Source organism: Streptomyces sp. NPDC104106 (assembly GCF_055584345.1).
Genome location: NZ_JBVJMF010000003.1, coordinates 497215 through 514863, shown reverse-complemented (window position 1 = coordinate 514863; position 17649 = coordinate 497215). Strand labels below are relative to the sequence as shown.

Below are 17649 nucleotides of genomic sequence, written 5' to 3'. Positions count from 1 at the left end.
GCCTTGCCCGTCTTGGATCCTGGCATCCGGGTCGGCGGACCTGCCACTACGCGATCGTGTAGGGGCGACTACGCGAACGGTTGGTTCTTATGGCCGGTCTTGCTCCGGACGGGTCCGCTGTGGAGAGTGAGGGCCGGACGGGCGGCGAGGCGTCACGGAGGGGGCAGGCGTGCGGATGGTACGGGCACAGAGCTGGCAGGAGGCCCTCGCCGTCCGCTCCGAGTTCCCCGACGCCACGCCGGTGGCCGGCGGCACCGATGTGATGGTCGCCATGAAGGTGCGCCACTTCAGGCCCGAGGTGCTGCTCGACCTGAGCCGGATCCCCGACGCCGCCCGGTACCAAGTCACCCAGGACCGTGTCTGGTTGGGGCCCGGCGTGTGCCACACGACGGTCGAGGAGCGGCTCGGCCGGCCGCTGCCGGGCCTCGCGCTGGCCGCGCGCTCCATCGGCTCGCGCCAGGTGCGCAACCGGGGGACGATCGGCGGCAGTCTCGGTACGGCCTCCGTGGCGGGCGACGTGCATCCGGCGCTGCTGGCCGCGGGTGCCGAGATCGAGCTGAGGTCGGTCCGGGGCAGCCGGTGGGTGCCCGCTGACGGCTTCTACCACCACCGGGGCGGGACCGTCCTCGGGGCCGACGAGCTGATCACCGGCGTCCGGGTGCCGCGCGCGGCCGGACCGCAACGGTTCCAGAAGATCGGTCTGCGGCGGGGCCTGGTGAAGTCGCTGTGCTCCTTCGCCATCGCCCTCGACAGGGACACCCGACGCGTCCGTGCGGCCGTCGGGGCCTACGGTCCCGCACCGGTACGGGCCCTGGGCGCCGAACAACTCCTCGAAGAATCCGGCGCGTTGCACGAAGCCCGGCCGCTGCCGACGGCCCTGGCCGCCGAGTTCGGCCGGCTCGTCGCCGCGTCCGCCACCCCGGACGGGGGCGACGGCGTCGGCGCGGACTACCGGCGGCGGGCCGTCTCGGTGCTCGCCGCCCGCAATCTCGTCCAGGTCTGGGACATGTTCCTCGCGGAAGGACACGATGGACATCACCGTGACGGTCAACGGCGAGAGCCATGACGGCGAGGACGGGCCAGGTGCGAGCCTGCTCTTCCTGCTGCGCGAACGGCTCGGTCTGATCGGCCCGAAGAACGCCTGCGAACAGGGCGAGTGCGGATCCTGCGCGGTCTGGCTCGACGGCGTCCTGGTCAACTCCTGCCTGGTGCCCGCGGCCCAGGCCGACGGCTGCTCGGTGCGTACGGTGGAGGCTCTGGCCGACAGGGCGTCCGGCACGCTGCACCCGGTCCAGCAGGCGTTCCTCGACGCGGGCGCGGTCCAGTGCGGCTTTTGCACCCCCGGCATGGTGGTGGCGGCGACCGATCTGCTGACCCGCTCACCGCGCCCCACCGAGGCAGAGGTGCGTCAGGAGATGGCCGGAAACATCTGCCGCTGCACGGGCTACCAGCGGATCGTCGAGGCAGTACTGCTGGCGGCCGAGCGGATGACAGAACGGGACGCCGGGCCGTCCACCGGCCCCGCCGCCACGGAGGTGGCGCAGCCGTGACCGCGCAGGGCATCGGTGCGAGCCCCGGCCAGCCGGACTGGCCGGCCAAGGTGACCGGGAGCTTCGTCTACTCCTCCGATCTGTCCGCCGAGGACATGGTGTGGGCCGCGACGCTGCGCAGCCCGCACGCGAGCGCGCTGATCCGCGCCGTCGACACGGCGGACGCGCTGAAGCTGCCCGGGGTGCTCGACGTCATCACCCACGCCGACGTCCCGGGCCGCACCCTGTTCGGCCAGATGAAGGTCGACCAGCCGGTGTTCGCCGCCGACCGGGTGCGCTGTCACGGTGAGGCGGTGGCGGTGGTCGCGGCCGTCGACCTGGAGACGGCGCGGGCGGCGACGGAGCTGATCCGGGTCGACTACGACGTCCAGCCGCCCGTCACCGACGCCGCGAGGGCGCTCGACCCGGAGTGCGCGTTCGTGCACCCGGACGGCAACCTGGTCGCGCACACCAGGATCAGGCGCGGCGCCGCACGCTGCGGCGAACTGCCCGCCGCCGATGTCGTGGTCCGCGGCAGCTACTCCCTCGGCATGCAGGACCAGGCCTTCCTGGGCACCGAGTCCGGCCTCGCGGTCCCGGTCGCCGGCGGCGGCGTGGAACTGCACATCGCCACCCAGTGGCTGCACGTCGACCAGGAACAGGTGGCCGCCTGTCTCGGCCTGCCCGCGGACAAGGTGGTGCTCAAACACGCGGGCGTGGGCGGTGCGTTCGGCGCGCGCGAGGACCTGTCCCTTCACGTGCACGCCTGTCTGCTGGCGCTGCGGCTGAACCGTCCGGTCAAGATGGTGTACACGCGCACGGAGTCGTTCTTCGGCCACGTCCACCGCCACCCCGCGCAGCTGCGCTACGAGCACGGCGCCACCTTCGACGGCAGGCTGGTGTACGTCAAGGCGGACATCGTCCTGGACGGCGGCGCCTACGCGTCCAGTTCGCCGGCGATCGCGGGCAACGCGGCGACCCACGCGGTCGGCCCGTACGCGGTGCCCCATGTCCAGGTCGACGCCCGCGCGGTGTACACGAACAACCCGCCGTGCGGCGCGATGCGCGGCTTCGGCACCGTCCAGCCGTGTTTCGCCTACGAGAGCCAGATGGACCGGCTCGCCACGGCACTCGGCATGGACCCGGTGGAGTTCCGGCTGCGCAACGCGCTGGCCGAGGGGGGCACCCTGCCGACCGGTCAGGTGCTGGACAGCCCGGCGCCGGTGGCCGAACTGCTCCGGACGCTGCGCGGGCTGCCCATGCCGGCGGCGGATCCTGCACCGTCCGGCAAGGTCGTCCGCGGCGTGGGCTATGCGGCCTGTCTGAAGAACATCGGCTTCTCGGAGGGGTTCGACGACTACGCGACGGCCCGGGTGCGGCTGGAGGCCGCCGCCGACGGCACCGTGCTGGCCACGGTCTCCTCGGCCGCGGCCGAGGTCGGGCAGGGGGTGCTCGGCGTCCTGCGTCAGATCGTCACAACCGAACTCGGCGTCGGCCGGGTCGAGGTCCGCCAGGAGGACTCCCGGTTCGGCACGGCCGGCCCCACCTCGGCGTCCCGGCAGACATATGTCACCGGCGGGGCGGCCCGGGAGGCCTGCCGCCAGGTCCGTGACGACGTCTTCGCCCTCCTGCGGGAGACGGGGCTCGAAGAGCCTTCACCTCCCTGGCGGTTGTCCGGCGACTGCGTCGTCGACGTCGCGGGGCGACGGGTGGCCCCTCTGGCCGAGCTGCTCGGCAGGCGGGTGATCGAGAAGACGGCGGAGTTCCATCACCGCGCGACGTTCCCGCTGGACCGGGACACCGGTCAGGGAGACTCGGCCATGCAGTTCGGCTTCGCCGCACACCGGGCCGTCGTGGACGTCGACCTGGAGCTGGGTCTGGTGACCGTGGTCGACCTCGCCATCGCCCAGGACGTCGGCAAGGCGATCAATCCGTCCGCCGTCGCCGGGCAGCTCCAGGGCGGCACCGTGCAGGGGGTCGGCCTGGCGCTGTGGGAGGAGATCGAGGTGGAGCGGGGGCAGGTGCTCAACCCGTCGTTCTCCGGCTATCTGCTGCCCACCATGGCGGACGTGCCACCGGTGCGGGTGGAGATCCTGGAACGGGCCGATCCGCACGCGCCGTACGGCCTGCGCGGCATCGGCGAGCTTCCCTCGATCTCGGCGACACCCGCGGTGACCTCGGCGGTCCGAGCGGCCACCGGGATCGACATCGACCGCGTCCCGATCCGTCCCGACCACCTGGTGGCCGGGACGCGCGGCGCGTCCCGGCCGCAGGCCCGTCAGCAGTAGGGCTCCCAGAGGTCGTCCTCCAGGGCGGCGGCGACGGCGGGCGAGGAGTCCCGCAGGCCGGCGAGCAGGGCCCGGTTGTGCTGCCGGATCTCCTCGTCGTGTCCGGTCAGCGGGCTGTCCTCGGACAGGTCGAGCAGCCACAGCGGCCGTAGTGTCGCACCCCGCAACGCCTTGCCTTCCGCGGTCTCGGTGCCCGCGTGCAGCCATCGCACGCCCGGTGTCCGGGCCGGCATGTAGTAGGTGAGGTTGAAGTACTCGGCGGCCGAGGCGAGCCGGTCGTAGTCGAAGCCGATCGCCCGCAGGTAGACCGTGTCGCCCCAGCGGTAGGACAGGCGGAACCCGACCGGCGGCTCGCCGGGACGCGAGATCAGCACCACCTCGGCGCGCGCCCCCGCGAGTTCGCCCTGCCTGCGGAAGGACTCGGCCATCGGCGCCACATCGACGGACCGGCCATAGCGCAACTCGGTACGGGCCAGCAGCCGGGCCACGTCCTGCCATGACTCGGCGAGCGTGCGGTGCTCCACCTGGTACCCGGCCTTCTCGAACTTCCGTACCTCACTGCGGATACGGCGGGCCCGGTGCGGTGACAGTGCTGCCAGCCAGGCCTCCCAGCCGCCGGGCGGGATCTCGATCCACGCATCGGTCTTGAGAGCGACCGGTAGCGTGCGCACGCCGGCCGCGCGCAGCGCCGCCACGTCCGGGGTGGTCAGGTACATCGCCACGCGGGCGGTCTGCTCGCCCTCGTGCAGCGGTGACCGCAGTGCACGCACCGCTTCGAGCAACGCGGCGGCGGCCTCTGTGCGGTCGGTGTCCCCGCCGGTCAGCAGGTGTGCCAGGTAGCCCCGGCGCTGGCCGACGAGAATGCCGCCCGGTCCCGGGCTCGGCAGGCCGCGCGCGGTCAGCATGTCGTGCCAGCGCAGGTGGGGGTTGGGCTCCTCCCGCACGGCCGCGACGGGAATCGCGGCCCGGCCGCCGCCGGGAGTGCGCGTGTGCAGACCGCCGGAGACCGATCCGGGGGCGAGGGCACACAGCTGCAGCCACAGCGCGGACGAGTAGAACCGGCCGTCGGCGAGCCGGTCCCACTCGCTCTCCCCGAGGCCGCCGACGGCGTCGGCGAAGCAGTTCGTCGTGACGGTCATGGCGCCTCCAGTAGTCTCTGCCGGACCTTCCCCGCGAGTTCGCTGCGCGATCGGACGCCGAGCGTGCCGAACATCTTCCGCAGGTGGTAACTGACGGTGTGCGGGGAGCGGTTGATGCGGGTGGCGATCTGGCTGTTGGTGAGGCCGTGGCTGACCAGATCGGCGATCATCAGGTCGATCTCGCCGAGGCTGGCCGGCCATCCGGCCTCGCTCCTCGGGCTGCCTGGGCGGGCGGCCCCGCCGGGTGCTCCCGCCCGCATCGGTTCGGGCAGTGCGGCCAGGACGGCCTGCCAGAACAGCGGTTGGGTGAACACCAGCCGATCGCCGGCGTCGGCGATGACACCGACGTCGGTGGCCTCCTCCACCAGGGGCAGCAGCATCCCGGCGGGCTGCTCGAACGGCTCGGCCACGGCGCTGAGTTCGAAGTCCCTGCCGCTCAGCGCGGCGAGCTGGATGAACAGCCGGCAGCGCGGGGAGACCTCGGCGAGCAGCAGCCGGACCACCCGGTGCACCCGCTGGGGCAGGTCGGTGCAGGTCACCTCGGCCATGCCGCCGGTGACGGCGATCGCGTTCTCCTCGCGTAGACCCTGCACCAACTCGATGACCAATCGGGCGTTGCCCGCCGCGGTGGCGACGAGTGCGTCGAGCGTGGGCGAGGGGGGCGCACCGAGCAGGTCGGCGGTGACGTCCCGCACGGCGCTTGCGGGCAACGGTCCGAGGGCCACTCTGGTGTGGGGCAGCGACGGATCGCCGGACGGCAGCGTGAAGACCCGCTCCACATCGGGGCCACCGCGGCCGGTACGCCGGGCCAGTGCCCACATGACGGGCGCCGTGGCGAATTCGGAAGTCAACTGGGGCAGTGCCGGGGCCAGTTGTCCGTCGCGCTTGTGCAGATCGTCGACGGCCACCAGGGCCGGTGTGTCACGGTCCTCCTGACCGAGCCAGGCCCGCAGCAGGAAGGGGTCCTCGACGACGTGGACCGGCGGGACACGGAAACCTCTCTCCCGTGCATCGGCCGCCAGGGAGTTGAGCAGATGGCTCTTTCCGGTTCCGGAGGGGCTTTCTACCAAGAGAAGACAACTCGTACCTCGTTCCCCCGTCGTCAGGAAGCGTTCCACCGGTATTCGCTGCTCGCGCGGCATGGCTGAAAGTAACCGTTCCCGCATGGTGTAGAACCATTCCTTTCGCCTCTTGAACTACTCTAGTGGTAACACATACGTCACGCGGTGGCAGCGCATGTTGACCGGTTTTTAGGCCACCACGGACCGCTTCGAAGCGGTGGCATATGAGCCGGGGAGAGCACTCAGCATCGAGGAGAAGCGGAGACTTCATGTCGGCCGATCTGGTAACCGCCCAGTACAACGAGGAATTCCGGGCACCGGGCAGCGACCTGCCCACAGTGGCCCACCATGTCAAGGGGTTTCACACACTCGCCCCATGGCAGGGCGAGTATTTGGCCAGACCTCTCTTCGTTACCGAGCGGGAAATTCGCGGGTTCGCCGATGATCTGCGTCATCTCGTCGAAACACTCATATCCCTGCCGGACCGGCTGTTCGACGGCGACATGAACGCATTCCGGTCAGTACTGGGCATAGGCGACGGCCGCTGGGCGGCGATCCGACAGCTCGGTGACGCACTGCCACCCCGTAACGGCCGAGCCGACCTGTATCACGACGGAACATCGTTCAAACTTCTGGAGTTCGGTCTGGGCAGCGAGGTCGGCGGCTGGGACCTCGCGGGCGAAATTCCCCGGGCCATGCTGGAGGTCGACGCCTTCGCCGACTTCGCCCGCCGGCACCGGCTCGACTACACCCATCCGGCGCGTGCCGCGGCCGAGACGCTGCGCCGGCTGGGCGCGACGGTGGCGCCCGGCCGCGAGCCGGTGGTGGCCCTGCTGGAGTGGCGGGGCGGTCTCGCGGAGTACGGCGAGACCTGGCGCTCCTTCCAGTCCGCGCTGAGCTGGGCAGGGCTCGACATCCTGCTGGCCGAGGTCGGCGACGTGCACGAACGCGACGGGGCGCTCTACCTCAAGGACACCAGGATCGACGTGGTCTACCGCTGCTTCGTCGCGGCCCAGATCGCCGAGGAGCCCGGCGGCTGGGAGCTGGCCGAGCCGCTGCTGCGTGCGCACCGGTCGGGCGGGACCCTGATCTGGACGCCGCTGTCCAGCAGCGTGTTCAGCAACAAGAGCTGCATGGCGCTGCTGTCGGACCCCGCGCGGCGCCGGAACCTGGACGAGGACGAGTGCCGGCTCATCGACCGCGTGCTGCCCTGGACCCGCATGCTCGACAAGGAGGCGCTCAGGGCGGACACCGACCTCGTCGACGAATGCGTCGAACGGCGGGAGCAGTTGATCCTGAAGGTCAACGCCCGGGGCGGCGGCGTGGGCGCGGTGGTCGGCTGGGAAACGGACGATGCGGAATGGCAGCGGGCGCTGGAGAAGGGAGCGGTCGAAGGCTGTGTGGTGCAGCAACGGGTGCTCCCCCGGCCGGAAATGGTCGTCGATCCGGTCTCGGGGAAGACCGAGGAATGGCATGCGGCCTATGGAATGTTCTACACCCCGCATGGTTATGCAGGCGCGTATGCCAAGGCGGTACCTGCCGGATCGGGTAGCGTCATCACCATCAAGTCACACGCCCAAGCACGGAGCGCAGCCGTCTTCCATCAGCGCGATCTGCCCGCAGAAGGCGCGCCGGGCGACGATGTCGCACCGTCGCACTGAAGAGAGGCCCTGATGTCCCGGCGTATTCCCGCACCTTCGGCATGGCGGCGGATTCAGACAGCCTGGGGTCTGCCGGACCTCGCGGGAAAGGGCCGATTCGTCACGGCCAATCTCATCGACAGCCTGGGAAACGGCCTGGTGATGGCGTTCACGGTCGTCTTCTTCGTGAGGACGACGTCGCTGTCGCTGGTCGAGATCGGTGCCGCGTTGACCACCGGCCGACTGCTCGCTCTTCCCGTTCCGCCCTTCATCGGGCCGCTGCTGGACAAATACGGACCGCGTGTCGTGGTCGCGACCGGCAACGGGATTTCGGTGGCCGGTTTCATCGGTTTCCTGTTCTCCCACGCGGCGTGGCAGATCGTGCTGTGGCAGCTCGTGGTGCAGGTCGGCTCCAACTGCTTCTGGATGGCCAGCAGCCCGCTGACGGTGCTCGTCGCCGAAGGCAAGGAGCGTGCCCGCTGGTTCGGGTTCGTCCGCGCCCTGCGCAATGTCGGGGTCGGGTTCGGCGGTGCCGCCTCGGCGGTGGCCCTGAGCGTCGGCACCGTCACCGGTCTGCGGACGGTCATGGTGATCAACGCGGTCACCTTCGCCATCGCCGCGTGGCTGTTCCTCACCTGGCGGCCCACGGCGGACGCGGGCGAGGCGGCCGGCCCGGACAGGACCGAGCCCGCCGCGCCGGGCACGGCGAAGCAGGCGCAGCAGGCGTCGGGCAAGGCGGCCGAAGCGTCACGCGGCGGCTATCGCACCGTGCTGACGGACATGCGGTATCTGCGCCTGGTCGCGGCGAACGTCTCCTTCGTGTTCGCCTCCACGGTGCTCACCGTGCTGCTCGCCGTCTACGCGGCGGACGACCTCGAGGTCGGCGCCTGGATCGTCGGCGTACTGGTCGTGCTGAACACGGGCATGGTGGCGCTGCTGCAGACCCTCGCCAGCCGGTGGATCGAAGCCCACCGGCCGACCCGGGTGCTGGCGTTGGCCCTCTTGCTCAACACGGCGTCGTTCGTCGTCTTCGGCGCGCTGCTCGCGCTGCCCGGCTGGGCCGTGGTCGTCGGCATGCTGATCGCGATGGTCCTCTACACCGTGGCGGAGATCCTCAGCTCCCCGCCGGTCAGTGATCTGAGCGTGTCGATGGCGCCCGAGCACCTGCGGGGCCGCTACCTGGGCGTCTACCAGATGTCCTGGTCGATCGGGGGCGCCGTGGCGCCGGCCCTGCTCACCGCGCTGCTCGACGGAGGCGCTCTGCTCCCCTGGGCGTTCCTCGTCGCGATCAGCGTCTTGGCCGTGCCTCTCGTTCTCAGCCTCGACCGGCAACCGGCCGCCGCGAGTGGCCTCCCTCCGGTGGAGGACGGCGAGTCCGTGGACCAACTCGGCGGCACCACCACCGACTGAGCAGGTGCCAGGGCCTGTCGCGAGTCGCTGACCCGGCTCGACCAGGACGGCCGCCGCCTGGTGACCTTCCTGAGCGGTGGCCGTCGTACGGTCCGGAAGGTCGGGCGTGAGCAGTTGCGGCCGGTTCCCGGGCGGTGATCCGCCGGCCGCGCCCTGGGAGGTAGCGGAGCACCGGGCCGGGCAGTTCGGCGTCGAGGACGCGCCGGGGCCTGACACCGGGCGTGCTGTGACGCCGTCGCGGCGGGCGTCACAACACGTCGGGTGCACTCTCCCGGGCGGGATCCTTGGATGCGGATGCCGGGTGCTCTGGACCGCCGGCCGGGGCGGCGGCACGCAGCGCCGCTTCGCCCCTGCGGTTGCTGGTCATGGATGCCGTGACGGCCGTCATCGCCAGGAGGACGACGGCGGCGGCGTAGAGCGGGGCGCGGATGTCGTAGGCGGTGGCCGGCCAGCCGCCGAGGAAGGCCCCGATGGGAGCCGCGCAGATGGCCAGCATGCGGGAGGTGGAGGCGACCCGGCCCATGAGGTGGGCCGGGACGATCGCCCGCCGGAGGGAGGGCCCGAGCACCATCGTGGCACCCATGCCCGCTCCGCAGACGGCGAGCGCGAGGCCGGCCACGTAGGGATTCGGTGCGGAGGCAAGTCCCAGGATGGCAAGACCTTCGACTGCGGCCGTGCAGGTCAATGCGGTGCCGGTGCCGAGCCGCCGGCCGAGGAAGGAGGCGCTGCCCGCGCCGAGCAGACCTCCGGAGGCGTCCGCCGTGACGAGCAGGCCGTAGCCGGAGGTGCTGATGCCGAGACGGTACCGGCAGGGTGCCCGCGACAGCGGCGGGCCTGACGATACGGGCACGGACGGTGCCCGTCGGGCCACCTGAGACGGTGATCCGCTCCTCGTCCACCGCCGGCTTCTCGATCTCCCCCGACTGCACCTCGTCGACGGCCTTGCGGCCCTCCGCCGGGGGGGAGGTCGAAGAGGTAGGGCGGTTGGCGGCCGCTTCGGCGACCGCGGCTGCCCCGGGTTCCAGCACCGGTTCGGCCGGCGGGAGGGCATCGGGCACGTGTGTCTTCTGGTATGCGTCGGGCGCGGCGGTCGTTCCGGGAACGTCCCGGAACGTCGTGTCGGGAATGTCGGGCCGCTGTCACGCACGGTAGATCCCCTGCGTGCACGGTGGTTGTCCCCCAGCGCACCTCCGATGTTCCGGTAGCGCACGGAATCTCCGCCCACCTGACCGGAGTTCACTCGTCGGCCGTGCGCTGTGAGCAAGGTTCCCGTGGGCTGAGAGCACACACGGCGGTGTCCACCCGGCCTGGCGTCTGCTCAGCGGCCGTGATTCGCCCAGGGATTTCCGCAGCGAACACCCGCGCCATCTCCGCTCTCCTCGTCCGCCGGACCGACACAGCGGACATCGACGTCACCCGTTCCGAAAGGGGGCCGCAACACGAGAATCCACACCGGGGATCCGAGCCGCCCGCAGGCCGAGGCGTTCGTCGTCACCAGCGGTGTCATCACGGTCGTCGGTGACGCCCAGGACATGGCCCCGCGCATCGGGCCGCGACGAGGGCCGTCGACGCGCTCGGCCGACGGATGGTCCCAGGGCCCAACGACGCCCATCTGCTTCGCGGCGGGCTCACCTATGTGCTGGAGCCGCGCTGGGACGGGTCCCCACGCTCCGTCAGGGGCTGGCGATGCCGCGGGAGCAGGCCGCCCGCACCCCGAAGGGTCAGTGGGTGGCGGTGGTGGGCGGTTGGTCGGCAGAGCAGTTCGCCGAGCGACGGCTGCCGACTGTCACGGAACTGAACGCCACCGTTGCCGACACATCGTGTTCGTCCTGCACCTGTACCAGTCCACCGTCCTCAGGCGGCCCCGGCGAGGGAGCCGAGGAAGACCCTGATCTCCGCCCCGCCGACCCGTACGGGCTCGGGAACATGGTGCTGGAAGTCGCGTGCGGTGTGCCGGTGCTCCTCGGGCAGCGCCACCCACAACTGGACGCCGTGCAGGACGGTGGTGCGCGCGGTGCAGACCTCGGAGTGGGCGATGCCGTGCCCGCCGGTCATCAGGTTCAGCTCTCCGGGCCGCACGAAGACGTGGCTGCCCAGGCTGTCCCGGTGCTCGATCTCCCCGGTGAAGAGCCAGCTGACCGTCTGGAGTCCGGTGTGCGGATGCGGGGCGACGTCCATGCCTCCGGTCTCCGCGACGTCGTCGGGGCCGTAGTGGTCCGCGAAGCACCATGCGCCGATCAGGGCCCGGGCGCGCTGGGGCAGTGTGCGCCGCACGGTCATGGCGCGGGGGCCGCCGAGGGGCACGTCGCGCGGGGTCAGTACCTCCCGGATCACCTGGCCTTCCGGCACGACTGCTGCGTCAGGCCGTCTACGTGGACATCCCGCCCTCGGCCCGCAAGCGCCGCACCGCGAGGCGGCGGGCCTGCTCGTCGCCGCGGGCCACCGGCCGATCGACGCGGTGTCGCACATACTGCGGGGTGCCGGGCCCGGGGAGGAGGAGGCGGTGGCGCTGCTGCGGCGTGCCGCCGACGACGTACTGCCGGTGACGCCTATGGTGCGCTCAAGCACACGCACGAGAAGGTCGGCGACCACTGGGAGCGCAAGGAAGGTGGCCGTAAGGGCCCCTCCGATCCACGCTCGACCCGCCCCGGCAGCAGGGCGGACGCAGCGGCGAGGGCGTGGATGAACAGGCCGGCAAGGAACACCTCTACGATCTCGACCGGCGGCAGGAGATCAGAGGGCGCTCGCGTATGCCGAAGTCCCAGTTGCTCGACGCAGTCCGCAAGGCCAGCGGTTCCCGGACACGCGCGGCCCGTTCAGTCTGACTCCCGAAGCGGCCGTCTCACATGACCGAGTCGGTCCGCAGCGGGCCGGCGGTGATGCGCCATGTCCTGATGTGCGCAGGCGCTCCCGGCTTCTCGCCGTCCGTGCCGTCCGTGTCCAGGTAGAAGATGTGCATGAAGGGTGCTCGGACGGTCCTGTCGGGCTGGGCCTTCTTCGCCATGGTGGCCTCTCCGCGCAGGAGGTGGACGCCGTCGGCAGCGGTCCAGAACTCCAGTACGCGGTGAGTGATGTCCAGCGGTTCGTCGATCCTGACGAAAAAGGCCTTGATGGCTTCGGCGCCGACCACGTGCTCGGTCCCGAAGTACATCTCGGTGCTGTCCGTGACGCGCGCGAAGCCGTCACCGAAGCTCAGTGTGTCGATCTCCTGCATGATGCGCAGCACCCACTCGGGTGCCGCGGAGGGCGTCGCGGTGCTCATCGTTGTGGTCTCCGTTGTCGTCTCCGTTGTCGTCTTCGACAGTCCGTCAGGCCGCGGCGGGCAGGCTCGCGAGGAAGGCGTCGATCTCAGCGTTGACCTCGCGGGGGTTCTCGCGGGCGGCGAGGTGACCGGTGTGCGGCAGGACACGGAAGGTACTGCCCTTGATGGCGTCGGCCATCTTCCTCACGACATGGACGGGGAACTGGCTGTCCTCTTCACCGGCGACGACCAGCACGGGGATGTCCGCCGGAATCGTGGCAAGTCGGCGGTGCTCGTCCTTGCGGCCGATCAGGATGCTGCGCAGGGCCCACGCGACCGACTTGGGATCATCGCGCAGGACGGAGCCGGTGAATGCGAGGAATTCCGGGTTGTCGGCCTCCGCGGTCGGCCCGGCGAAGGCCGCGCGCGCGGCCTTGGCGGCCAGCTCCGGCATCTTGGCGTGCAGCGACAGGTAGGTGGCCAGCGCCGTGGCCCACACGCTCTCCCACGTGGTGGGCAGCGAGGCCGTGCAGTTGATGGCCACTGCCGCGGTGGTCCGCTGCGGGTAGTAGGCAGGGAAGACCCCGGCGAGCATGCCGCCCCAGCTGTTGCCGACCAGCACGCAGCTCCGGATGCCGAGCGCGTCGAGGACCTCCACGAGCGCGTCGGCGCAGTCCTTGAGGTCGATGATCTTCCTCAGCGCCTCGGACTTGCCGTGACCGGGGCTGTCGATGAGCACCATGCGGTGGGTCGCGGAAAAGTGCTCGTACTGGTACTCCCACATGGTGCCGTCCATCATCAGGCTCGGCCAGCAGACCATGACCGGCCCGTCGCCGCGGCCACCTGTGCGTACGTTCAGCAGCCCGAGCGAGGTCGGCACGAGTTCCTCGGTGGCACTGTCCAGCGCGTTGGCCTTCATCCTGAACCACTCCTCCCAGCCGGTACATCATCCGTACTAGTAGCGTATCGCTACTAGGCGAGTTCGGAGGCTACGAATTCTCGCCATGCTCCGGTTCCAGAGGCACGAGGGCGGAGGCGTCGATGGGCTCGCGGCAGCTGCTGCACGCGAGATAGGGCTCGGTCTTGCGGCCGCAGGCCGTGTGCAACAGGGGGCGGGCGTCGAGGCCCCGCCCATCGGCCCGGCTCTCCGCCCAGCGGGTGACCGCGACGATCGCCGGCACGACCAGTTCTCGTGCGGCGTGGGTGAGCCGGTACTCGTACCACGCCTTGTCCGGCCGGTACGCCCGCTTCTCCAACAGCCCCATCTCCGTGAGGGTGTTGAGCCGCACGGTCAGCATGGTTGCCGAGATCCCCAAGGCGCGCTTGAGTTCCCCGAACCGACCGACCCCGAAGAAGACCTCTCTGAGGATCTGGTAGTTCCAGCGCTCCGAGATCGCGGCGAGAAACGCCTGCCCGTGCTCGTAACTGACGTGTTGCTGGTGCCCGGCCATGACGACTCCTCGACTGACGGCATCTGGTAGCAATCCGAAACTACTCCTCTTTCCGTAGGGTCTTGTGCCCCTACCGCGCCAAACCCGCCGAGGGACAAGCTCCCGCCCTGGGCATCCGTGCAGAGATCGCCCGGCAGGCCAGGGCCGAACCCCCCGACCCCTTCGGCCGACTGCTGCCGCGGCTTTCTGTGACGGCCAGGCCTCTGGACACCGCGATCGGCCAGATGGTGTCGTGCGACGCGACCACCGTGCCGGCGGCCCGGACGACCGCCGTCCGCGACTCTTCGCCGCCATTGCCTTCGCTGCCAACCATTGCAACGCATCGTTGCATTCGACCCATCGTCATTGCATCAATTTCCTGAGATTTACCTGGGATGTAGCGTTTCATCAATGGACAGAATCATGAACGCAACGTAGCTTTCGAACATTCTAAACACGCACTATCGCGAGGCGAGGAATGGCCATGGACGATTCCCTCCACACCGTCACGACGCTCCCGACGGTGCGTCAGCCCGGCTGCCCCTTCGACCCGCCGGCAGAGCTGGTCGAAGCCCGCCGTCACGGCTCCATCAGCCGCTACACCCATCCCGAGGGAAAACCCGGCTGGCTGATCACCGGATACGACGCGGTCAGGGCGGTGCTGGCCGACTCACGGTTCAGCTCGCGCAAGGAACTCCTGAACGTGGGCGACTTCGAGGTTCCTCCCGCACCACCCGGCGAGTTCCTGCTCATGGACGAACCGCAGCACATGCGCTACCGGAAACCGCTGATGGGCAAGTTCACCGTACGGCGGATGCGACAGCTCACCGAGCGCGTCGAGCGGATCACCGACGACTGCCTGGACGCCATGGAGAAGGCCGGGCCGCCGACGGACCTGGTCACCGCGTTCGCCAGGCCCATCCCCGCCATCATCATCTGTGAGCTGCTGGGGGTGCCGTACGAGGACCGGGGCTCCTTCCAGGAGCAGATCGACGCGTTCCTCGGCGGCGAGACGAGCGAGGAGGAGCTGATAGCGGCCTACACCGCGACCCAGGACTACCTCGCGCACCTGGTCGCCGCCAAGCGCACCAACCCCACCGACGACGTGCTCAGCGACCTCACCGACAGCGATCTGACCGACGAGGAACTGAGGGGAATCGCCCTGATCCTGCTGGCCGCCGGGTTCGACACCACCGCGAACATGCTGGCGCTCGGCACCTTCGCACTGCTGCGCAACCCGGCGCAGTTGGCCGCACTGCGCGCCGATCCCGCCCTGACCGACCGAGCCGTGGAGGAACTGCTGCGGTACCTGAGCGTCGCCAAGACGTTCATGAGGACGGCGCTGGTGGACGTCGAGGTGGCCGGCCAGACCATCGAGGCCGGTACGACGGTCGTCCTGTCGTACCACACCGCAAACCGCGACCCCGAACGCTTCACCGATCCCCACGCGCTCGACCTGAGCCGGCAGGAAGGCGGCCACCTGGCCTTCGGCCACGGCATCCACCAGTGCCTGGGACAGCAACTGGCCCGCGTCGAGATGCGGGTCGCCTTCCCCGCGCTGCTCAACCGCTTCCCCACGCTGCGCCTGGCCGTATCCGCCGAAGAGGTCGCCCTGCGCCCGGAGACCGCGGACATCTACGGGGTGAAGAGCCTGCCTGTCACCTGGGACGTGTGACAGGGAGCCGGCGGCGAGGCCGCGTACGATCGCCCGGCCGCCGGCACCCAAGGAGAGTGGGATCAACCTCGGTGGAGCACGCCCGAGGCACAACTCGCCACGGCGGCACGCGATGTGGCCCTTGCCCACGACGGGGCCGTGGCGCGGCCCGGGCTCGTCGGCGGGCCGGGCTCGTCGGCGGGCCGGGCTCGTCGGCGGGCCGGGCTCGTCGGCGGGCCGGGCTCGTCGGCGGGCCGGGCGGAAAAATGGGTTGCCCGCGGGCGCCCCCAGATGCTCCACGGCAGCGGCGGGCCAGGGGCGGCTGAGCGCGTCGCTCAAGGTGTGGGCGGCCTCGGTTCCCGGCTGGCGGGCGGGTTCCGTGAGGATGCCGACGGCGACGGCTCGGCAGCTCGAACAGCCCATCGCGGCAGCGGTGGCATCTATACCTCTGCCGGGCGGGTAAACCCGTAGGCGCGCTCGACCCTGGCCACGTGGAGCGAGAACGAGGCATACCAGTGCTCGCGTCCTTGCGCACGCGCGAAGGCGTGCTCCGCGTGATCCCGCCAAGCGGCAATCGAGTCCTCGTCCCTCCAGTACGACACCGTGACCCCCAGGCCATTGGCACCGCGAGCGGAATCGACACCGAGGAATCCCGGCTGGTCGGCGGCCAGTTTCATCAACCTCTCGTCTGTCTCCGCATATCCGTTGTCGCCGACGGTGCGCACGGCGGTGAAGACCACGGCGTAGTACGGCGGGGCGGGCAGCGACGCGGGCGCAACATCGGTCACGAAGGTCCTCCAAAAGACGACACCGGCAGCATCGCCTCGAACGATCTCGCGCACCGCGTGAACTCACAACCCTGTTATCCGGTGACCGGCCCACCCTCCTCCCCGGCGCCGAATCCCTCGGAGGCCGGCGGCCCGTTCCTCGGAACGTTCCAGCCGATGCGCCAGGTCCGCGGTTCGGCCGGCGCCGGGGTCGGTCGGGCCCTCATGCGAGCCACGGCCACCGAGCGGCGGCCCACTCCAGCCACCCCGTCCAGCCGCGAGGCGCCCCCCGACCTCGTCCCCACCGAGTTCCCGGGCGTCGGGCTCTTCGAACAGAGACCTCCAGTGCGTGAGGTCCGCGTCGCTCATCGGAAAGGTCTGATGCGGGGCCGTGGACCGGCGATGGGCGATCCGCGCCCGCTGGGTGTCGTGGTCCACCGGCACGTCCTTCGACGCGGTGCTCAACACCGGTGTCCGCGTCCACACGGTCCCGCCTGGGCCGGTCGTACCCGAACAGAGGCCGCGCTGGGTGGCGATCCGCGGGCGTCCGGTACCGCTTCCGCCGTTCCGGCCCGGCTCCGGCCTGCCGGCCTGCCCCGGGACGTCGGCGGGGCGGTGGCGTACGTCGCGGCCGGCGCCCCGGCCTTCGTCCACGGCGCCTTCCTCGATGTCGACGGCGGCGCGGGTCTGCTCTGATCGGCCTGCCGGTCCGATGTCGGACCGGTTTTGTTAGGTACCTCGACCGGCTGGAACAGACCGTCCTGATGCGCCAGATCAGCACCGCCGTCTCCGGCTTCCGTGACGAACTGCCCCGGCAGCGGTCCCCGCGTGCCCTCCCCCACTGAGCCGCCCGGACCGCCAGCGCAAGCCCGCGTCCCGGCCCTGCGGGTCAGTCGCCGATGGCGAGGCCGAGCAGCCCGCCCGAGGTGGCGGCGAAGAGCCGGTCCTCGGCTGCCGCGAGCGCGGACACCGGGGAGTGGACGGGGATGTCGGCCACACACCGGAAGCCCGCCAGGTCCCACATGCGCACCGACCGGTCCTTGCTGCCGCTGGCCAGCAGCGTGCGCCCGCCGATGGACAGCGGGCACAGCGCGCTGACCCAGTCCTGGTGGCCGCTCAGCACCTGCTCGGTCCTTCCGGTGCCGGTGTCCCACAGGCGCACCGCGCCGTCGTCCCCGCCGCTCGCCAGCAGCACGCGGTCACCGAGCGGCACCGCGCAGAGCCCGTTGACCACCCGGCCGCCGTGCCCGGGCAGCGTACGCGACAGCTCACCGGTGCGCGGATCCCACAGCCGCACCGCTCCCTGCGCGCCACCGGCGGCCAGCCGTACCTCGCCATCGACGCGGACCGCGCACAGGGCGAACATCGCTGACTGCTCGTCCCCCCAGGACCCGGATCTCCTCACCGGTGCCGGGGTCCCAGATCCGGATCCGGCCGTTCTGCGTCCCGTCGGCCAGCCGCGTTCCGCCGGGCAGCGGTACCGCGCACAG

At 70.8% G+C, this 17649-nt stretch carries 13 protein-coding genes and 5 pseudogenes; 8 read left to right on the top strand and 10 right to left on the bottom strand.

Annotation, left to right across the window (positions count from 1 at the left end):
* The first annotated feature begins 175 nt into the window (after positions 1-175).
* The 3 genes from ACZ60X_RS09725 to ACZ60X_RS09715 are packed head-to-tail and all read left to right on the top strand — an operon-like array spanning position 176 to position 3817.
* Complete coding sequence (locus tag ACZ60X_RS09725) at positions 176-1066, top strand: FAD binding domain-containing protein (RefSeq protein WP_469595990.1); 891 nt, start codon at positions 176-178, stop codon at positions 1064-1066.
* Positions 1029-1550, top strand: coding sequence for a (2Fe-2S)-binding protein (locus tag ACZ60X_RS09720; RefSeq protein WP_469595548.1), 522 nt, complete (start codon positions 1029-1031; stop codon positions 1548-1550). Before ACZ60X_RS09725 ends, ACZ60X_RS09720 begins: the two co-directional genes overlap by 38 nt.
* On the top strand, positions 1547-3817 hold the full coding sequence (locus ACZ60X_RS09715) for a xanthine dehydrogenase family protein molybdopterin-binding subunit (protein WP_469595544.1): 2271 nt from the start codon (positions 1547-1549) through the stop codon (positions 3815-3817). The genes ACZ60X_RS09720 and ACZ60X_RS09715 overlap by 4 nt, the downstream gene beginning before the upstream one ends.
* Here the strand turns inward: ACZ60X_RS09715 and ACZ60X_RS09710 are convergent.
* Positions 3808-4956: a GNAT family N-acetyltransferase gene (locus ACZ60X_RS09710; protein ID WP_469595542.1), complete on the bottom strand. Its 1149-nt coding sequence runs from the start codon at positions 4954-4956 to the stop codon at positions 3808-3810. The two genes, ACZ60X_RS09715 and ACZ60X_RS09710, sit on opposite strands and share 10 nt — an antisense overlap.
* On the bottom strand, positions 4953-6026 hold the full coding sequence (locus ACZ60X_RS09705; RefSeq protein WP_469595540.1) for a helix-turn-helix domain-containing protein: 1074 nt from the start codon (positions 6024-6026) through the stop codon (positions 4953-4955). Before ACZ60X_RS09705 ends, ACZ60X_RS09710 begins: the two co-directional genes overlap by 4 nt.
* Positions 6027-6286: 260 nt before the next feature.
* Between ACZ60X_RS09705 and ACZ60X_RS09700 the strand changes: the two genes are divergently transcribed.
* Complete coding sequence (locus ACZ60X_RS09700; protein ID WP_469595537.1) at positions 6287-7678, top strand: hypothetical protein; 1392 nt, start codon at positions 6287-6289, stop codon at positions 7676-7678.
* A 12-nt stretch (positions 7679-7690) separates the two neighbouring features.
* Positions 7691-9067, top strand: a complete 1377-nt coding sequence (locus tag ACZ60X_RS09695; protein WP_469595534.1) for an MFS transporter — start codon at positions 7691-7693, stop codon at positions 9065-9067.
* Between the two features lie 247 nt (positions 9068-9314).
* Here the strand turns inward: ACZ60X_RS09695 and ACZ60X_RS09690 are convergent.
* Positions 9315-9869: pseudogene (locus tag ACZ60X_RS09690) on the bottom strand (MFS transporter); the annotation flags it as partial.
* Position 9870: 1 nt separating this feature from the next.
* Positions 9871-10125: pseudogene (locus ACZ60X_RS09685) on the bottom strand (esterase); the annotation flags it as partial.
* Positions 10126-10512: 387 nt separating this feature from the next.
* Between ACZ60X_RS09685 and ACZ60X_RS09680 the strand changes: the two are divergent.
* Positions 10513-10929, top strand: a pseudogene (locus ACZ60X_RS09680) (amidohydrolase family protein); the annotation flags it as partial.
* 1 nt (position 10930) lies between these two features.
* On the opposite strand, the pseudogene ACZ60X_RS09675 reads toward ACZ60X_RS09680, so the two are convergent.
* Positions 10931-11536, bottom strand: a pseudogene (locus ACZ60X_RS09675) (pirin family protein); the annotation flags it as partial.
* Between the two features lie 78 nt (positions 11537-11614).
* Here ACZ60X_RS09675 and ACZ60X_RS09670 point away from each other — a divergent pair.
* A pseudogene (locus ACZ60X_RS09670) lies at positions 11615-11892 on the top strand (ChaB family protein); the annotation flags it as partial.
* Positions 11893-11909: 17 nt separating this feature from the next.
* Here ACZ60X_RS09670 and ACZ60X_RS09665 read toward each other — a convergent pair.
* The 3 genes from ACZ60X_RS09665 to ACZ60X_RS09655 form a co-directional block, all read right to left on the bottom strand.
* Positions 11910-12329, bottom strand: a complete 420-nt coding sequence (locus ACZ60X_RS09665; protein ID WP_469595531.1) for a nuclear transport factor 2 family protein — start codon at positions 12327-12329, stop codon at positions 11910-11912.
* Positions 12330-12375: 46 nt separating this feature from the next.
* Positions 12376-13227, bottom strand: a complete 852-nt coding sequence (locus tag ACZ60X_RS09660) for an alpha/beta fold hydrolase (RefSeq protein WP_469595529.1) — start codon at positions 13225-13227, stop codon at positions 12376-12378.
* Positions 13228-13297: 70 nt separating this feature from the next.
* Positions 13298-13759 (bottom strand): winged helix-turn-helix transcriptional regulator, encoded by a 462-nt coding sequence (locus ACZ60X_RS09655; RefSeq protein ID WP_469595527.1) that lies wholly within the window; start codon positions 13757-13759, stop codon positions 13298-13300.
* A gap of 463 nt (positions 13760-14222) precedes the next feature.
* Here ACZ60X_RS09655 and ACZ60X_RS09650 point away from each other — a divergent pair, with 463 nt between their 5' ends.
* The gene (locus ACZ60X_RS09650) at positions 14223-15413 is read left to right on the top strand and encodes a cytochrome P450 (protein ID WP_469595525.1); all 1191 of its coding nucleotides are present in this window, start codon (positions 14223-14225) and stop codon (positions 15411-15413) included.
* 419 nt (positions 15414-15832) lie between these two features.
* Here the strand turns inward: ACZ60X_RS09650 and ACZ60X_RS09645 are convergent, their stop codons facing one another.
* Entirely contained in the window at positions 15833-16234 is a 402-nt protein-coding gene (locus tag ACZ60X_RS09645) for an antibiotic biosynthesis monooxygenase family protein (RefSeq protein ID WP_469595522.1), read from the bottom strand.
* Positions 16235-17048: 814 nt separating this feature from the next.
* Positions 17049-17525: a WD40 repeat domain-containing protein gene (locus tag ACZ60X_RS09640; protein WP_469595519.1), complete on the bottom strand. Its 477-nt coding sequence runs from the start codon at positions 17523-17525 to the stop codon at positions 17049-17051.
* Between the last annotated feature and the right edge of the window lie 124 nt (positions 17526-17649).

What these genes read in the sequence shown, in the direction of transcription:
- ACZ60X_RS09725 (WP_469595990.1), top strand. Translation starts at nt 176, where the DNA reads ATGGTACGGGCACAGAGCTGGCAGGAGGCCCTCGCCGTCCGCTCCGAG.
- ACZ60X_RS09720 (WP_469595548.1), top strand. Translation starts at nt 1,029, where the DNA reads ATGGACATCACCGTGACGGTCAACGGCGAGAGCCATGACGGCGAGGAC.
- ACZ60X_RS09710 (WP_469595542.1), bottom strand. Translation starts at nt 4,956, where the DNA reads ATGACCGTCACGACGAACTGCTTCGCCGACGCCGTCGGCGGCCTCGGG.
- ACZ60X_RS09700 (WP_469595537.1), top strand. Translation starts at nt 6,287, where the DNA reads ATGTCGGCCGATCTGGTAACCGCCCAGTACAACGAGGAATTCCGGGCA.
- ACZ60X_RS09695 (WP_469595534.1), top strand. Translation starts at nt 7,691, where the DNA reads ATGTCCCGGCGTATTCCCGCACCTTCGGCATGGCGGCGGATTCAGACA.
- ACZ60X_RS09665 (WP_469595531.1), bottom strand. Translation starts at nt 12,329, where the DNA reads ATGAGCACCGCGACGCCCTCCGCGGCACCCGAGTGGGTGCTGCGCATC.
- ACZ60X_RS09660 (WP_469595529.1), bottom strand. Translation starts at nt 13,227, where the DNA reads ATGAAGGCCAACGCGCTGGACAGTGCCACCGAGGAACTCGTGCCGACC.
- ACZ60X_RS09655 (WP_469595527.1), bottom strand. Translation starts at nt 13,759, where the DNA reads ATGGCCGGGCACCAGCAACACGTCAGTTACGAGCACGGGCAGGCGTTT.
- ACZ60X_RS09650 (WP_469595525.1), top strand. Translation starts at nt 14,223, where the DNA reads ATGGACGATTCCCTCCACACCGTCACGACGCTCCCGACGGTGCGTCAG.
- ACZ60X_RS09640 (WP_469595519.1), bottom strand. Translation starts at nt 17,525, where the DNA reads ATGTTCGCCCTGTGCGCGGTCCGCGTCGATGGCGAGGTACGGCTGGCC.